Source organism: Botrimarina mediterranea (assembly GCF_007753265.1).
GTDB classification, from domain to species: Bacteria; Planctomycetota; Planctomycetia; order Pirellulales; family Lacipirellulaceae; genus Botrimarina; species Botrimarina mediterranea.
Genome location: NZ_CP036349.1, coordinates 1,830,310 through 1,844,981 on the forward strand (window position 1 = coordinate 1,830,310; position 14,672 = coordinate 1,844,981).

The 14,672-nt window shown below is 65.6% G+C and carries 13 protein-coding genes; 5 read left to right on the plus strand and 8 right to left on the minus strand.

Annotation, left to right across the window (positions count from 1 at the left end):
- Positions 1-8: 8 nt before the first annotated feature.
- From Spa11_RS07305 to Spa11_RS07330, 6 genes are all read right to left on the minus strand, one after another.
- The gene (locus Spa11_RS07305) at positions 9-1,484 is read right to left on the minus strand and encodes a phytoene desaturase family protein (RefSeq protein WP_145110063.1); all 1,476 of its coding nucleotides are present in this window, start codon (positions 1,482-1,484) and stop codon (positions 9-11) included.
- 104 nt (positions 1,485-1,588) lie between these two features.
- The gene (locus Spa11_RS07310) at positions 1,589-2,335 is read right to left on the minus strand and encodes a hypothetical protein (protein WP_145110066.1); all 747 of its coding nucleotides are present in this window, start codon (positions 2,333-2,335) and stop codon (positions 1,589-1,591) included.
- A gap of 279 nt (positions 2,336-2,614) precedes the next feature.
- Positions 2,615-4,021, minus strand: coding sequence for a phytoene desaturase family protein (locus tag Spa11_RS07315; RefSeq protein ID WP_145110069.1), 1,407 nt, complete (start codon positions 4,019-4,021; stop codon positions 2,615-2,617).
- A gap of 99 nt (positions 4,022-4,120) precedes the next feature.
- Entirely contained in the window at positions 4,121-4,381 is a 261-nt protein-coding gene (locus Spa11_RS07320) for an acyl carrier protein (protein ID WP_145110072.1), read from the minus strand.
- A gap of 100 nt (positions 4,382-4,481) precedes the next feature.
- On the minus strand, positions 4,482-5,726 hold the full coding sequence (locus tag Spa11_RS07325) for a beta-ketoacyl-[acyl-carrier-protein] synthase family protein (protein ID WP_145110075.1): 1,245 nt from the start codon (positions 5,724-5,726) through the stop codon (positions 4,482-4,484).
- 191 nt (positions 5,727-5,917) lie between these two features.
- Complete coding sequence (locus Spa11_RS07330; protein ID WP_145110078.1) at positions 5,918-7,210, minus strand: type 2 periplasmic-binding domain-containing protein; 1,293 nt, start codon at positions 7,208-7,210, stop codon at positions 5,918-5,920.
- On the opposite strand from Spa11_RS07330, the gene xylB reads away from it, so the two are divergent.
- Positions 7,170-8,714 (plus strand): xylulokinase, encoded by a 1,545-nt coding sequence (gene xylB / locus Spa11_RS07335; RefSeq protein ID WP_145110081.1) that lies wholly within the window; start codon positions 7,170-7,172, stop codon positions 8,712-8,714. The genes Spa11_RS07330 and xylB overlap by 41 nt on opposite strands.
- 99 nt (positions 8,715-8,813) lie before the next feature.
- Here xylB and Spa11_RS07340 read toward each other — a convergent pair whose 3' ends face one another.
- Complete coding sequence (locus tag Spa11_RS07340; RefSeq protein WP_145110084.1) at positions 8,814-9,107, minus strand: anti-sigma factor; 294 nt, start codon at positions 9,105-9,107, stop codon at positions 8,814-8,816.
- Between the two features lie 466 nt (positions 9,108-9,573).
- Here Spa11_RS07340 and Spa11_RS07345 point away from each other — a divergent pair, with 466 nt between their 5' ends.
- The 3 genes from Spa11_RS07345 (at position 9,574) to Spa11_RS07355 (ending at position 12,499) form a co-directional block, all read left to right on the plus strand.
- A complete protein-coding gene (locus tag Spa11_RS07345; protein WP_145110088.1) occupies positions 9,574-11,193 on the plus strand; it encodes a DUF6798 domain-containing protein in 1,620 nt (539 codons plus the stop codon).
- A 206-nt stretch (positions 11,194-11,399) separates the two neighbouring features.
- The gene (locus Spa11_RS07350; RefSeq protein WP_145110091.1) at positions 11,400-12,071 is read left to right on the plus strand and encodes an HAD family hydrolase; all 672 of its coding nucleotides are present in this window, start codon (positions 11,400-11,402) and stop codon (positions 12,069-12,071) included.
- 209 nt (positions 12,072-12,280) lie between these two features.
- Positions 12,281-12,499, plus strand: a complete 219-nt coding sequence (locus tag Spa11_RS07355) for a hypothetical protein (RefSeq protein WP_197529809.1) — start codon at positions 12,281-12,283, stop codon at positions 12,497-12,499.
- A 92-nt stretch (positions 12,500-12,591) separates the two neighbouring features.
- On the opposite strand, the gene Spa11_RS22845 is transcribed toward Spa11_RS07355, so the two are convergent.
- A complete protein-coding gene (locus Spa11_RS22845) occupies positions 12,592-13,743 on the minus strand; it encodes a hypothetical protein (protein ID WP_197529810.1) in 1,152 nt (383 codons plus the stop codon).
- 638 nt (positions 13,744-14,381) lie between these two features.
- Here Spa11_RS22845 and Spa11_RS07365 point away from each other — a divergent pair.
- Entirely contained in the window at positions 14,382-14,651 is a 270-nt protein-coding gene (locus Spa11_RS07365; RefSeq protein ID WP_145110097.1) for an acylphosphatase, read from the plus strand.
- Positions 14,652-14,672: the final 21 nt, after the last annotated feature.

Here is a 14,672-nt window from a genome sequence, read left to right on the forward strand (position 1 = left end):
CTAAATCCTTAACCCGCCGCCATGTCGGCGGCGACCGTGGCCTCGGCGCCCGCCGTGCTGTGGCTGCTGTTGGTCATCAGGTGGTTGTCCACTTCGTTCGCGACGATCACGCCGTAGTTCATCGCTCCTAGCCAGCCCGACATGATGATGCCCACGCTGCCGGCGTGGTACAGGCCGCCGATCTGTTGCGGCAGGGCGCGGCTCACGGCGAGGCCCTCAAACTTCGTGCCGAAGCTCGCGCCGTTGAGGTGGTGCGTGTAGTGGTTGAACGTCCGCGGCGTCGAGGCCTCGACGTGGACGGCCCGGCTACGCACGTCGGGGACGTACTTGTCGAGCGCGTCGAGCGTCGTCTCGCAGAGGTCACGCTTACTCGCTTGGTACTCTTCCTCGGAGAGGCCGGCCCAGTCTTCCCAACGGGCGTTGGTGCTGCTGACAATCAGCTTCTGCGGGCGGCCCTCGGGACGCGTCCCGGGGTAGTACATCGAGTAGGTGCGGCTGGTGATGTCGCGCGAGAGGAGCTGCTCGGTGTTGAACGTCGGAGCCGTCGAGGTGAACAAGAGGTCGCCCGTCGATTCTTCGAGCGGATCGTCGGGCTTCAGCGCGATGTAGACCTGCGTGCTGGAGTTGTTCACGCGCACCGCGCGGGCCTCGTCAACAAAACTGTCGGAGAACTTGTCCTCGCCGACGAGCTTGAAGATCGTCGCCTTGAGGTTCGAGTTGCTGACGACCGCGTCGCACTTGATGCGGCGCCCGTTGACGGTGACGCCGACGACCTTATCGCCTTCCACATGCACCTGCTCGCAGTCGGCGTTGATACGGATATCGACGCCGCTCTTCCGCAGCTCGGCCTCCATCGACGTGATGAGCTTGTCGGTCCCCCCTTCGAACGTGAAGACGCCCTTCGACATGAAGTTGCTGAAGACGATGCCGTAGCTGATCGCCGGGTCTTCGAGCGTCGAACCGTTCGCGTAGGTGATCGGCTCCATGAGCAGCCGAATCACGTCCTCACGGCCGGGGAAGAACTTGTCGAACAGCTCGCGCGCCGTCGTCGTCTGGTCATCGTAAAAGTTCATCCCGCGGGCCGTGTCGAAGAACGCATCGACGGTCGCCTGCGGCACGCGGAAGTTCTCGACGAGCTTCTTCGAGAAGTCAGCGCGGGTGAAGTCGGTTTGCAGCGAGAACATCGGGTTCTCGAAGCGGATGCCGGTGAGCTGGACGATCGAGTCGGCGATCTCCTGCGACCAGTACCGCCGGCAGCTCTTCACCATGCCGACGGGGAAGCCGTGCAGCGAGATGTCGAAGATGTGGTGGCCGGGCCGCTTGAACCACGTGGCGAGGCCGCCGAGCTTGTAGTGCTGCTCCAGCAGCAGGACCGAACGCCCCTGCCGGGCGAGGATGTTGGCCGAGGTGAGCCCGGCCAGCCCGGCGCCGATGACGACGACGTCGTAGTGGTCCTGGGCGCCGGCGAGGAAGTCTTTGGGCATGGGGGAGTGGGCAGTGGGCGGTCGGCAGGGGGCGGGAGGGGACCCTGTAGTTTACCGGGGAGGGGGCGGGGTGGGGAGCGGTCAAGTCAGCCAACCGCTAGACGCTACTTCTGAGGAGCGATCCAAACTAGCAATCCCTCACAGGGTTCTTCGATTTCTTCAATCAAAGGATTCCCATACGAGCCAACGAAATTACCTACCGTAAAATCAGGGCCTCGCGACTCTCGGTCAACGTGTTTAGCCCGGTACCGCACAAGGACAAGTGCCTCATCAAGCCGAGGAGAGACCGTTTCGAAGTCTAGAAACTCGCGCGAGGCGAAGCGTTGCTGCCAACCGTCGTGCCGAATCCAGTCGTGGTTCAGTTCGTCAAGAACATGAATCGAGGTAATTGCTCCATCCAGCAGAATCTTCACCTCGATCTGATCTGTGGCGTCGTCATCCGAGAAGTACACGTCGATCAGATGCTCGCCCGATTCGATAAGGCTTCCACTTCCGCCGGATGGCCGGATTGCCTCCCCCTCGTCAATGACCCAAGTCTCGCTGCTTTTTCCCTTCGGGATGAGGTCACTCATGCAGCCGAACCAGTACCTTCGTTGGTCTGGCACCAAGACTCGGAATCGCCAGTGGTTTTCATCCGTGGTGGCGACACGAATTCCATGTAGGCGATTCGGGTCCTCTACTGAAAGCTCACCAACCTCGCTCCGCAGTCGCTTGTTCTCGATTCGCAACGGTGCGAGTTCGCGAGCTTGCAGGGTGACGACGATCAAGCACGCGACCACTGCCGTCAGCAGCAGCAAACTCAGCAGCGAGATGCGTGGCCGCAGGCGGGGCTTTGGCTCGGGCGATTCCATCGCGGCGGGGCTCTGCTTTTGAGGGCGAGAAGTTGGGAACACTAATCGGCGCTAATTTACGCTAATGTGCTTCGCTTGTGCGCTTTGCGGAGATTAGCGTTGATTCGTGTTCCTCTTCAACTTGATTGCGTGCGACGCGGGGAGTTTTGCAGAACCGTTGAGCGAGTCGCATCGTGTCGATGCGGTGAAGTGGGTTGAGCCGTACCGCGTCGACACGACGCGACTCGCGGACGCTTCGCGTTCGCCCTTTTTTACTGCCCACTGCCCACTGCCCACTGCCTACTCCTTCAAGCAATGCAGATTCGCCATGCCGATGCCGCTGACGATGCTGCCGACGATGCCGACGAAGCCTTGGTCGGTGCCGCAGATGAAGAGGTTCTCTAAGTGCGTCGTGCCGTCGAGTTGCTTCTCGGGGGCGCCGTAGACCGCGCCGTTGTCGTGGCCGGTGAAGCGGACAATCGTCGTCGGCGTGAACATGTCCGTGTCGACGATCCGCCCGCGGAAGTCGGGCGTGAACCGCACGGCCGACTCGTTGACGCGCTCGAACCAGCGGAGCTTCTCGAGCTCGTAGGCTTCTTTGTCGAGCCCGTTCCAGTAGTCGTAGTTGGCGAGCACCGTGATCCGCATCGTGCCGCGGCCGCCGCGGCCGTCGTCTAAAGCTTCCGTGTACTCGAAGTTGTTAGGGCTACAGATCACGCCGCTACGCAAGTCGCACGGCACGTTCGGCACGGTCCAGTCGAACTTGTCGTGGTCGTTGAAGAACGTGATCGTGCGGTCGTAACCCATCTCTTTGGGATCAATATCGAGCGTGCTGATCGTCTCGCAGAACGAGAGCCGCCCCGCGGAACGCTGCGGCGAGCCGGCGACCTCGACGGGCTGGCCGTCGTCGCAGAGCCGCATCGTCTCGCACCAGCCGGCGGACGAAAGAATGCGTTTCGCCTCGATGACCTCGCCGTTCTCGAGCACGACGCCGACGACGCGGCCGTTCTCGACGTGCATCCGGTCAACGCCGCTACGCAGCTTCAACTCGCCGCCGAGGCCGCGGAACTTCTTCACGAGGTTCTTGAGGATCAGCCGCACACCCGCATGAGGCCGGCCCAGTCCCTCAAGAAAGATGCTGCGGAACATGATGCAGAACTGGCCCCAGTCCATGTCATGCTCGCGGGCCGAGCCGTAGAACATCAGCGGGCAGAAGAGCATCTCCACGAGCAGCGGCTCGGTCAGGTAGCTCGACACCACCGCGCGGGCCGACTGCTGCTGGTGCTCGTCGGTCAGATCGTCGTAGTCGGCGATCGACGCGATGAACTTCCGCCAGTTGTCGGCCTGCGCCGGGAACTCACGGGCGACCGACTCGGCGAGCCGCTCGGGGTTGTTGTCGAACTGCAACCGATGGCCCGGGAAGACCACCTGCGAGCCGATCTGCGGCGAGATCTGAAAGTCGTCCCAACTAAACCGCAACTGCCGCAAGAGCCGCGCGAGCGGTCCCTTCTTCGTCCCCTTCGGCGTGATGTTCGTCAGCGCATGCAGGCCAACGTCGTAATCCCGTCGGCGCAGCCGATAGAACGAGTTGAGCCCGCCGATGGTGGTGTGCTTCTCAAGGATGCACACGCGCTGATCGTACATCGCCAACCGAATCCCGGCCGCGAGCCCGCTCATGCCGGCGCCGATGATGAGGGTGTCGTACACAGGAGGGGTTAGGGGCTAGGGACGAGGGGCGAGGGAAACGAGCGCCAGCCGGCTCGGCGAAGCGAAACTTCCCTAGCCCCTAACTCCTATCCTCGGCCGTCAGGCCTTGGCGATATCCTTCATCAGCGGCTCGAGGTAGTTGACCGTTGAGCTCATGCTCGCCAGTTCGACGTAGTCGTCCTCGGGGATCTGCACGCGGTGACGCTTGCGCAGCTCCATGACGATGTCGAGGAAGTCCATCGAGTCGAGCTCCATCTGCTCGCGGAAGGACTGTTCGTCTTTCAGCTCCGAAAGGTCCTCGTCGGGAGCGATGTCGCCGAGGATGTCGAGGATCTCGTCGCGAATCTCATCACGCGTCATTGAATTACCTACTTCCTTCTCTTATTAAGCCCACGAATCGCACGAATCGACGCGAATAAGATTCGTGAGGATTCGTGTGATTCGTGGGCTCTTAACGTATTTAGACTTTGGTTACGATCAGCGCGCTGTTGATCCCCAGCATGCCGAACGAGTTGTTGAGGATCGCTTTGACTTCGTGGCCTTCGCGGGGCTCGTTGATCACGAGGCCCGGAACGGCGCAGTCGGGGTCGAGGTCATCGACGTTGATCGTGGGGTGGACCACGCCGTCGACGAACGACAGCAGGTTGCCGGCGAGTTCGAGCGAGCCGGCGGCGCCCATCGCGTGGCCGATGAAGCTTTTGGTGTTGTTGACCGCGGTGCGGGTGCTCTGGCCGAAGACCTTGCGGACCGCCTCACACTCCTGGATGTCGCCGCTGGGGGTGGCGGTGGCGTGGGTGCTGAGGAGGTCGATGTCGTCGGCGTTGAGCCCCGCCTTCGCCAAAGCCATGTGCATGCAGCGGGCTTGCTGGACCGGGTTGGGCAGAACGAAATCGCTGGCGTCGGAGTTCATCGCGTAGCCGGCGATCTCACCGTAGATCTTTGCGCCGCGGGCCGACGCGTCCTGGAACCTTTCCAAGGTGTAGATAGCCCCGCCTTCGGAAACGACAATGCCGTTGCGGTCTTTGTCGAAGGGACGCGAGGCCTTCGTCGGGTCCGCGTTGCTAGCGAGGGCGCCTTGGCTGGCGAAGCCGGCGAAGATGCCGAACGTGTGGATGCTCTCCGAGACGCCGCCGCAGATCGCCAGGTCGCACTCGCCGAGGCGGAGCATCTGGGCGCCCTGGATCAGGCCGGCGTTACCCGCAGCGCAAGCGGCGCCAATCGAGTAGTGCGGGCCGGTGATGCCCAGGTTCAGCGTCACTTCGCCGGCCGGGTTGTTGGCGACGGTGCGCGGGTTGTGGTGGTGCGACCAGACACTCGTGTCGTAGTCGTAGCCCTTAATCTCGTTGATCTCGTTCTCGGTCTCGACGTTGCCGTGCTCGGTGACGCCGATGTAGACGCCGACGCGTTCGCGATTGACGTTGGTCCAATCGATGCCCGAGTCCTGGATCGCCTCGTTAGAGCAGTAGATCGAGACCCCGCCGGCGCGCGTGCCGCGGCGGACTTCTCGCCGCTTCTGGTACTTGAGCTCGTCGAAGTCGCAGACGCCCGCCAAGGTCTTGCCGACGTAGCGGATCTCGTAGTCGCGGACACCGCTGCGGCCGTTCAGCAGCGCATCGCGGTACTCGGCAAGCGTGTTGCCGTTGGGCGACGTGAGACCGATGCCGGTGATGACGATGCGGTCGGTCGGGCTGGCCTGGCTCGTCATCGCGGTGGGTCGGCAGCGAGTGGGGGTGGGCGCTACGTTTGTCGGTCCGTCAGGCCCAAAGGGAAGCTGTTGAAGCTACCGGCGCGGCGGCGGCTTGGCAAGCGTTCGGAGAGTCCGCTGGGCGGACCGTGGTTGGCGGTAGAAAGCCACGTGGCGGCGCGGCTTCCAACGAACGGTCCGCACAGCGGACCCTACAGAAACCCCGTTGCGTTGATGCTGCGGGCGTAGGCGGCTTGCTGCTCGTCCCAGCCGCGGGCGTGGTGGATCGCTTCCCACTCGTCGGCGGCTTGCTGGAGGGCCTCGGCGGGGGGGCGGCCGTCGAGGGCTTCGCGGACGCGTTTGCCGAGGACTTCGAGGTACTCTTCCGACCCCGGCAGGCGGGGGGCCAGCAGGAAGCGGGGCGTCCGCAGGGCGGCGGCCTGGGCTTCGGCGAACCGGCGGCCCAGGTCGCGGTTGTCCGAAGCCCGCCAGGCGTCCGGCGCCCGGGCCAGTGACCCGCGGCAGTTGGCGACGTTGTCACTTGCCGTGGAAACCAGCCGGCTGTTCTCGGGGCTCACGAGCCAGGCGGCGTAGCGGAAGGCCGTGGCCGCGTTGCGGCTCGTGGCGGAGATACCGAGGAGGCGGCCGCTGGAGGCCAACAGCGTCGCTCTACGGGCCTCGGCGCCGAGTGGCTCCCATTCACCGGAGATCGGATTGAAGACGCTCTCGGTGCCTCCTAGGGGCTCTGGGGAGGCCTCTGCGGGCGCCGGTGACTCGCGCTGAGGCCAGGCGATCGTGCCGGGTCCGTCGCCCGCCGCGGCGACCAGCGATTCCAGCGCCCTGACGAACGGCGGCGCCGCCAACCGGGGGCGGAACGTGTCGCTCTCGATCAGCGTCGAGATGCGGCTGCGGTGCTCGGCGTACGGGGCCGCCCAGGCGAGATAAGCCAGCGCCAGCTCGATGTCGTCATCCGGCAATGACAGATTGGACGCCTTACCCTCCGCCGTCAGCAGCAGCGGTGTCGGGCAGCCGATCGGCAGGGCCATCACCTGCTGGGCGTAAACCACCTCGTGGTCGCGGACCAGCGGCAGGAAGTCCTCGAACCGCAGATCGGGCGATTTGAGGACGCTCGGCCGCACGGGCAGGAGGGCCCGTGCCTCGCACAGCTCGCCGATCGCCCGGCTAGGGAAAACTATCAGATCGGCCTCCTTGGCCGCGGCGACGAGGTCGGCGTCCTTGGCGACATCGAAGGTCTCGATCTCGCCGTCGGTCTGTTCACGCCACTCGCCCCGCAGGCGGTCGATCGCCCGGCCGAGGGATTCATCGCTGACGACCGCGACCCGCAAGGTTACACTCGCCCGCGGCAGCGCCCCCGCGTCGCCCTTTTCAGCTGATTCCTTCTTCTCTGGCGCGTCGGGGCAACCCGCCGCCACGACGACAAGTAAGCCAACGAGCACACTCCGTATGAGCGGTTCTGCGAAGAATGTCTTTCTGGGCATCGACATCGGCACCTCGGGCACGAAGACCATCGCGATCGACGCGGCGGGCCAAGTGCTCGCCGGCGCCAGTGCGACGTATCCCTGCGAGCATCCGCGCCCGCTGTGGAGCGAGCAAGACCCGCAGCACTGGTGGGACGCCGTTGTCGAGACCGTCCGCGGCGTCGTCAAGAAGGCGAAGCTAAAGAAACAGGAGGTCCGCGGCATCGGCCTCTCGGGCCAGATGCACGGGTCGGTCTTCTTGGACAAGTCGGGCAAGGTGCTCCGCCCCGCGTTGCTCTGGAACGACCAACGCACCGCCGCCGAGTGCGACGAGATCACCGAGCGGGCCGGCGGTCGCAAGAAGCTGATCAAGCTGGTGGCGAACCCCGCGCTCACCGGCTTCCAGGCGCCGAAGATCCTCTGGCTCCGCAACCACGAGCCACGGAACTTCGCCAAGCTCGCTCACGTGCTGCTGCCCAAGGACGACGTCCGGCGCCGATTGACGGGCGAGCTGGTCACCGAGGTCAGCGACGCCAGCGGCACGCTGCTGCTGGACGTGGTGAAGCGGCAATGGTCGAAGCCGCTGCTCGACAAGCTGGAGCTTGATCCCGCGCTCTTGCCGAGCGTCGTCGAATCGGAGGACGTGACGGGCAAGCTGACGCCCGAAGTGGCCGAGCTGCTGGGCCTCTCGACCGATTGCGTCGTCGTCGGCGGCGCCGGCGACTGTGCGGCGGGGGCGATCGGCAACGGCATTGTGCGGAAGGGGCTCGTCAACACGTCGCTGGGCACGAGCGGCGTCGTGTTCGCTTACAGCGACCAGCCCGAGTTCGACCCGGCCGGTCGGCTGCACACGTTCTGCCATGCCGTGCGCGGCAAGTGGCATCAGATGGGCGTCACGCTCGCGGCGGCGGGCTCGTTCGGCTGGTTCGCCGACGCGCTCTGCCAGACCGACAAGGAGCTGGCGAAGAAGGCCAAGCAGGACATCTACGAAAAGCTCGTCGCCGAAGCGGCCGAGCACGCCCCCGGCGCCGAGGGGCTGTTCTTCCTGCCGTATCTCGCCGGTGAGCGCACGCCCCACGCCGACCCCAACGCCCGCGGCGCCTTTGTCGGCCTGACGCTGTCGCACGACCGCGGCGCGATGGTGCGGGCGGTGCTCGAGGGCGTCACGTACTCGCTGCGTGACTGCCTCGACCTGATGCGAGAGCTGGGCGTCCCCGTCAACGAAATCCGCACGACCGGCGGCGGCGCCAAGAGCCCCTTCTGGCGCCAACTCCAAGCCGACATCCTCGGCGCCAGGGTCCACGCCATGCAAGCCGACGAAGGCCCCGGCTACGGCGTCGCGCTCTTGGCGGCGACCGGCTGCGGCGAGTACCAGAGCATCACCGAAGCCTGCGACGCCACCGTACGCACAGCGAGCGAAACCAAGCCAAGCGCCAAGGCAAAGAAAGCCCACGACGCCCGCGTCGGCGTTTACCGCGACCTCTACGGGCAGCTTAAGCCGGCATTCGATCGCATCGCGACGTTAACCTAGTTCAAACGACAATGACTCACGCAAAGGCGCGAAGGCGCAAAGAAATCGTAAGCAGAGACCTTTGCGTCTTCGCGCCTTTGCGTGAGACCTAAATCGCGACTACTTGAACAGCGAAAAGCCGACGCCCGGGATTGGCAGCGGCAGCGCCGGCGCGATGGCGCCGCCAGTTTTCGCCTGCTTCTCTTCACGGAAGTACGTGTAGAGGTCGGCGTGCAACTGGGCCGCCTCGAAGGAACGCGTCCGCGCCGTGGGGTCGGCCAGCAGCATCGCGTTCAGCTCGGCCGCCTCGCCGTCGTCGAGGCAGTCGTCGAAGAACAGCGACAGCAGCTCGTCGAGCCGGTCGCAGGCGACGTCGTTTAGATCGGTGAAATCGTGGTTCGATTGCTTGGGCATCGGTCGTGACTCGGGAGGGAGGGAGTCGTGGAGGGGACCGGTTTGTTGGGCACAAACGGTTCAGCTGTCCTCTTAAGGACTGATCGGATTCTGAGCAACGGCGTTGTGAGCAAACCTTGCGGCCATGTGTGCTAGCGGTCAGGCGTGCTGGCGTGGTGGAGCGGGTTTCGGTACGGTCGCTGCTCAACCACAGAAACGAATGGCGAGCCGGTAGCGTCACAGGATTATGCAACTGCTAGCAAATGGACGTTTAACAAAGGACTTACGTCGATGATGCACTGCTGCGATAGCAGTCCGACGACGCTTAAGTCCTTATCTGAACGTGGTAACTGCTAGCCCTTGCATAATCCTGGTCAGCGACCGGAGGGAGCCCTGAACCTGCTTCACTCCGGTCGCTGACGCTACCGGCTCGCCAATGTTCCGCTTGGCGTCGCCGACGCCACTGCAAGCCTAGCTCACGAGCACCGTGCCCGATCGCCCGCCGCTGGCGCCGCCTGCCTCCAAGACGCCGTCGGGCCGGTTTTGGTTCGACGGGGCGCTGGTTTTCCTCGTGTTCTTCGTCGCCGGCGGGGACCCCTCGCCGGGGGTCAACGAGCCCCACTACCTCTGTCGGCTGCGGCACTTCTGGGACCCCAGCTACTGCCCGGGAGACCTGTTCCTCGATTCTCCCGACGCCCATTTCACGGTGGTCTGGCTCTTCGGCTGGGTGACTCAGCTCTTTTCGCTCGAAGCGACCGCTTGGATCGGGCGTCTGGTGTCGTGGGCGTTGATCGCCGCGGGGTGGACTCGGCTGGTGCATCGCGTCATGCCGGGGACGCTGCTGGCGCCGCTGGGGGCTGCGCTGGTGGTCTACGGCACGCGCCAACTGCACTTCGCCGGCGAGTGGCTCATCGGCGGGTTCGAGGCGAAGACGCTCGCCTACGGGTTTGTCTTCTTCGCCATCGCCGATGCGATCGACGGGCGTTGGAACCGCGCCTGGATTCTGTTGGGCGTCGCCAGCGCGCTGCATGCGCTGGTGGGCGGTTGGTCGGTCGTCGCGCTCGGCGTGGCGGGGCTCGTGAGCCGGCAAATCCCGCCCGTGCGGTCGATGCTGCCGGCGCTCGCGCTCGGCGGCGGCTTGGCGATGGCGGGCGTCGTGCCAGCGCTGCTGCTAAATGTCGGCACGCCCGCCGAAGTCGTCAGCGAGGCGAACGAGATCTATGTCTTCACCCGCCTCTCCCATCACCTGTCGCCGCTCACCAAGCCGTGGGAGTGGATCGAGAACCGTGGCGGCCATCATCTGCGGATGGTGGCGGTGCTCGCCGTGCTACATGCGTTGCGGGTGCGGCGTGACCGGCCGGGTTTACGGCTAGTGACCTACTTCGCCTGGGCCGCCGAAGCGATCAGCCTCGCTGGCCTGACCATCGAACTCGTGCTGTGGAATCACCCGGCGTGGGCCGCGTCGTTGCTGAAGTATTACTGGTTCCGATTGGCCGACATCGCCGCGCCGGTCGCCGCTAGCATCTTGGCGGTCGAATGGATCGGCGTCGCGATCGCCGAGCGCCGCCGCTCGGGCGCCTACGCCGCCGTCGCGCTGGTGGCGCTGTGCGGTTGGTACATGGGCGACCTCGTCGTCGAGCGGGCGCGTCAGCCGGTCGCCGCCTCCGACGCGGCGATGGACGACCCGGCGGCGTGGATCGAGATGTGCGATTGGGTCCGTGAGAACACACCCGCCGACGCGGTGTTCCTCGTGCCGCAGCAATCGCAGTCCTTCAAATGGCGCGCCGAACGCGGCGAGGTCGTCACTTACAAGGACGTGCCGCAAGACGCCCGCAGCATGGTCGAGTGGCGGCGGCGTTACTTCGACGTGTTCAAGGCCGGCGAGTTCGCCGACGGCTCGACGCGGTGGACGCCGAGCCTCGCCGCCCTCGGCGCCGAGCGGCTGCGAGAGCTCGGCGAGGAGTACGGCGCCACTTACGTTCTCAGCGAAGAGCCCCGCGGCGACGTCGAGTCGGGCCGCATCGGTCGCCGCCGCGCGAGTTTGCCCATCGTGCATCGGGTGGGGCCGTACACGCTGTATGGGTTGGCGGATGTCGGGGACCCGTAGGTTGTTGGCGAGCCGGCGACGCGAGTCATCGGTGTGAGGCGGGTACCGAAACGACACCGACGACTCACGTCGCCGGCTCGCCGTCATTGGTGATGACCCGCGACGGTTCTACGCAACCTGGGCTGGCAGCCGCTCCCGCGTCCGTTAGAACAAAGTTCCCACCTTGGCCTGTCCCGCCCCAGCCGACTGCCCACCGCTCACTCCGCATGTCCCACCCCCTCCCGCAAAAGCCGATCCGCGCCGTCACCTTTGATATGGACGGCGTGCTCGCCAGCAGTGAGGACGTTTATCTGCGTGTCGGGACCGAGACGCTTCGCCGCCGCGGCCGGCTGTTCGAGGACGACCTGCGGCACAAGATGATGGGGCTGCCCACGCTCGTGGCGCTGCAGACGATGATCGACTTCCACGGTCTGGAAGACGACCTGACCATGCTGGCCGAGGAGTCGGAGCAGACCTTCTGGGAGTTGGCGGGCGACGACCTGTTGCCGATGCCCGGCGTTACCGAGACGTTCGACCGCCTCGACGCCGCCGGCTTGCCGCGTGGCGTCGCCACCAGCGGCGCCCGCAACTACGCCGAACGCATTCTCACGATCATCGGCGTGCGTGACCGCTTGCGGTTCGTGATCACGGCCGACGACGTCACGCACGGCAAGCCCCACCCCGAGCCCTACCTGATGGCGGCCGAGCAGCACGGCGTGACGCCGGCGGAGATGATCGTCTTCGAAGACAGCGCCAACGGCTGTAAGGCGGCCGTCGCCGCCGGCGCGTATGTCGTCGCGGTCCCGAGCCCGCACACGCACCACCACGACTTCACCGGGGCGGCGTTTGTGGCGGAAACGCTCAGCGATCCGCGAATCGCCGCGGTGCTGGGGTGGTGAGGTGAAAGTGGAAAGTGGAATGTGGAAAGTGGAATGTGGAATGTGGGAATGCAGCGCGAAGCGATCCTCAAGCTCCGCTAGCGCTTCTTTCCCCTTTCCCCTTTCCACATTCCCTTTTCCTTCAAACCCTACAACCGCCCCAACCGATACCACGCTAACGTAGGCGCACGCGGTGCGCCGTCGGCAGCTGCTAGCGGAGTGTGGGCGTCATGCGGAAACCTTCGGTTGTTGTGGTGGTTCTCGCCGCTCTTGCTGGCGCCGCGCAGCTTGGCTGCCGGGCTTGCCAGAATCCTTACGACTACAGCTCGCCCGTGGCCGGCGCCAGCTGCGGCGGCTGCAACGAGTGCCGCGCCGGGACCTACGCCGCGGCCCAAGCCGGCGGCCACACCGTCGTCGCCGAGGCGCCGACCGGCCAAGTGATGCGCTAGAGCAGCGCTCAATCAGCCGCGGGGCCTTAGCCCCCGGTTTACTCTGCGATCCACGCAGGTGCGACCCACGCAGGCCTCCAACAGCCGTCGGTTCACTCCAGCGGCTCGTCGTCCTGAGGACGACGGTAACGGGTGTTGAACACGGCGGGGTCGAACTCATCCCGCGGACCGACGCGTTTGAGTTGCGCGCCGTGCTTCAGCTCGGGCGGCTTCGCTTCGGCCGCCGCGACGATCGCTTCCCAATCGGGCTCCTCGGACGCTTCGTTGGCGGCAGCAGGCGTCGCTGCCGAGGTCGGCTGAGCAGCGGCAGGCGGCGTCGGTAACGCCGCTGCGGCGGATGCGGGTGGCGATGGCAGCAGCGCCGCGGTTGCTGGCGTAACGGCCGGTGATTCGGTTGGCGTCGGCGGGGCGTTGTAGCTGGCGATCGACCCGACCCAGATCGCGATCCGCTCGAGCATCTCGTCGCGTCGCGGCCCGCTGATCGGCGACACGCCCGCATGCGGTCCCCGCGCCGTTGTCAGCAACGTGCTGTCGAGCGGCCGATGAACATCGATGAGGCGGAGCGACGCGAACAGGTTGCGTTCGGTCGATCGCGCGTCGCCGTAGCCGCGGAGCGGCGCCACGTCGAGCGCGAAGCCGCCGGCGGGCTCGGCGCCGTGGCAGCCCGTGGCCGCGCAGCTGTTAAGCAGCACCGGCTGGATCCGGCGGGTGAACTGTTCGAGTGCGCCGTCGGGGAGCTTGGGGCGGTCGGGGTCGTCGGCGAGGGCCTCCGCTAGGGGCCCACCAGGAGCCTCAGAAGGCCCCGTAGACGCATCGGTTTCGGCAATGGCGTCTTGGGCCTCCAGCCGCATTACCTCGTCCAGGCGACGCTCCAGGAGCCCCAGGCGGCCGCTCTGGGGCACGAGCTGGCGGGCGTCGAGCAGTTCGCGGGCAGCCTGCTCCCACAGGCGGTTCTCGATCGCCCAGTCGGCCAGCTCAAGGTGGTCGATGGCGGTCAGCCCGCCTTGCCCCATCTGCCCCCGCTTCCATTCATAAGCCGCCAGTAGCGAGTCGGCGACATAGGCGACGTCGGCGGACCGCAACCGGATCAGCGACCCCTGGCCTTCAACACTAATCGCCTCGGTGGACCGTTCGACGGCCCCCTCGAAGACCCCGCCGTTGTGCAAGAGCACGACCTCGGCCCCGACGTGCCCCGCTGTCAGCAGTGCGAGCGCAGCGGCGGCGGATCGGGGCCAGGAAGACACGGCAGGGACGCTACAGGGAGGCCGCACGGGGCGTCAACAGCGAAGAGAGAACCGCCAGCACGCCAAGAGCGCCAGGGATCGCCGTGGCATTAGCCGCGGGGCCTTAGCCCCCGGTTCGTAGCGCCACAACCGGACGCTAGCGCACGCTTCGCCAAACCGTCGCGTCTGAGCCGTGGGCGGTACAGGATTATGCAAGGGCTAGCAGTTCGACGTTGGGCAGATAGAAGAAGCGTAAGCGCGTTGTGTCCCCCTCCACCGCTTTCGGGGGAGGGGCTAGGGGAGGGGGTTGGAACCCTGGTACCCGCTTCAGCACCCTCCCCTAGCCCCTCCCTCTGAAGAAGGAGGGGGACACAACGCGCTAACGCTTCGTGGACGAAACCACCTAAACCCACTTCACACCGCTAGCCCTTGCATAATCCTGTACCGCCCACGGCTCAGACGTTTCCGGATGGGAGCCGCTACGCCTAGGCGTAGCCTGCACAAAAGCGTTCCGGCTGATATCCGTAGCTCTGGCGAGTCTCTGCGCTATTCCCAACACTGGCCAAGAGAAGGCCCAGTTATTATGCTGACGTACTCGGGCGCAAACCCTGCGCCTGCCGAGGCTTACAACAAGTCGCACGACGACGGGTGGGCGATTGATGCAGCGGCGGACGGTCCTGTTCAGCGGCGAGGTGCAAGGCGTTGGCTTCCGGGCCACGACCTGCCGGCTCGTTGCGGGGAGGGCGGTCACGGGCTACGTCCGCAACCTGCCCGACGGGCGCGTCGAGCTCGTCGCCGAAGGCGGGCCCGACCTGCTCGATGCGCTTGTCCGTGACTTGAAGGATTACTTCGGCGACATGATCCACCAGGCCGCTAGCACGACCGAGCCCGCCACGGGCGAGTACGTCGGCTTCGGCATCCGCCGGTGACGACTCGAACCAGCTAACAGG

Coding starts and splice junctions, on each gene's coding strand:
- Spa11_RS07305 (WP_145110063.1), bottom strand. CDS start 1,484: ATGCCCAAAGACTTCCTCGCCGGCGCCCAGGACCACTACGACGTCGTC.
- Spa11_RS07310 (WP_145110066.1), bottom strand. CDS start 2,335: ATGGAATCGCCCGAGCCAAAGCCCCGCCTGCGGCCACGCATCTCGCTG.
- Spa11_RS07320 (WP_145110072.1), bottom strand. CDS start 4,381: ATGACGCGTGATGAGATTCGCGACGAGATCCTCGACATCCTCGGCGAC.
- Spa11_RS07325 (WP_145110075.1), bottom strand. CDS start 5,726: ATGACGAGCCAGGCCAGCCCGACCGACCGCATCGTCATCACCGGCATC.
- xylB (WP_145110081.1), top strand. CDS start 7,170: ATGAGCGGTTCTGCGAAGAATGTCTTTCTGGGCATCGACATCGGCACC.
- Spa11_RS07330 (WP_145110078.1), bottom strand. CDS start 7,210: ATGTCGATGCCCAGAAAGACATTCTTCGCAGAACCGCTCATACGGAGT.
- Spa11_RS07340 (WP_145110084.1), bottom strand. CDS start 9,107: ATGCCCAAGCAATCGAACCACGATTTCACCGATCTAAACGACGTCGCC.
- Spa11_RS07350 (WP_145110091.1), top strand. CDS start 11,400: ATGTCCCACCCCCTCCCGCAAAAGCCGATCCGCGCCGTCACCTTTGAT.
- Spa11_RS07355 (WP_197529809.1), top strand. CDS start 12,281: ATGCGGAAACCTTCGGTTGTTGTGGTGGTTCTCGCCGCTCTTGCTGGC.
- Spa11_RS07365 (WP_145110097.1), top strand. CDS start 14,382: ATGCAGCGGCGGACGGTCCTGTTCAGCGGCGAGGTGCAAGGCGTTGGC.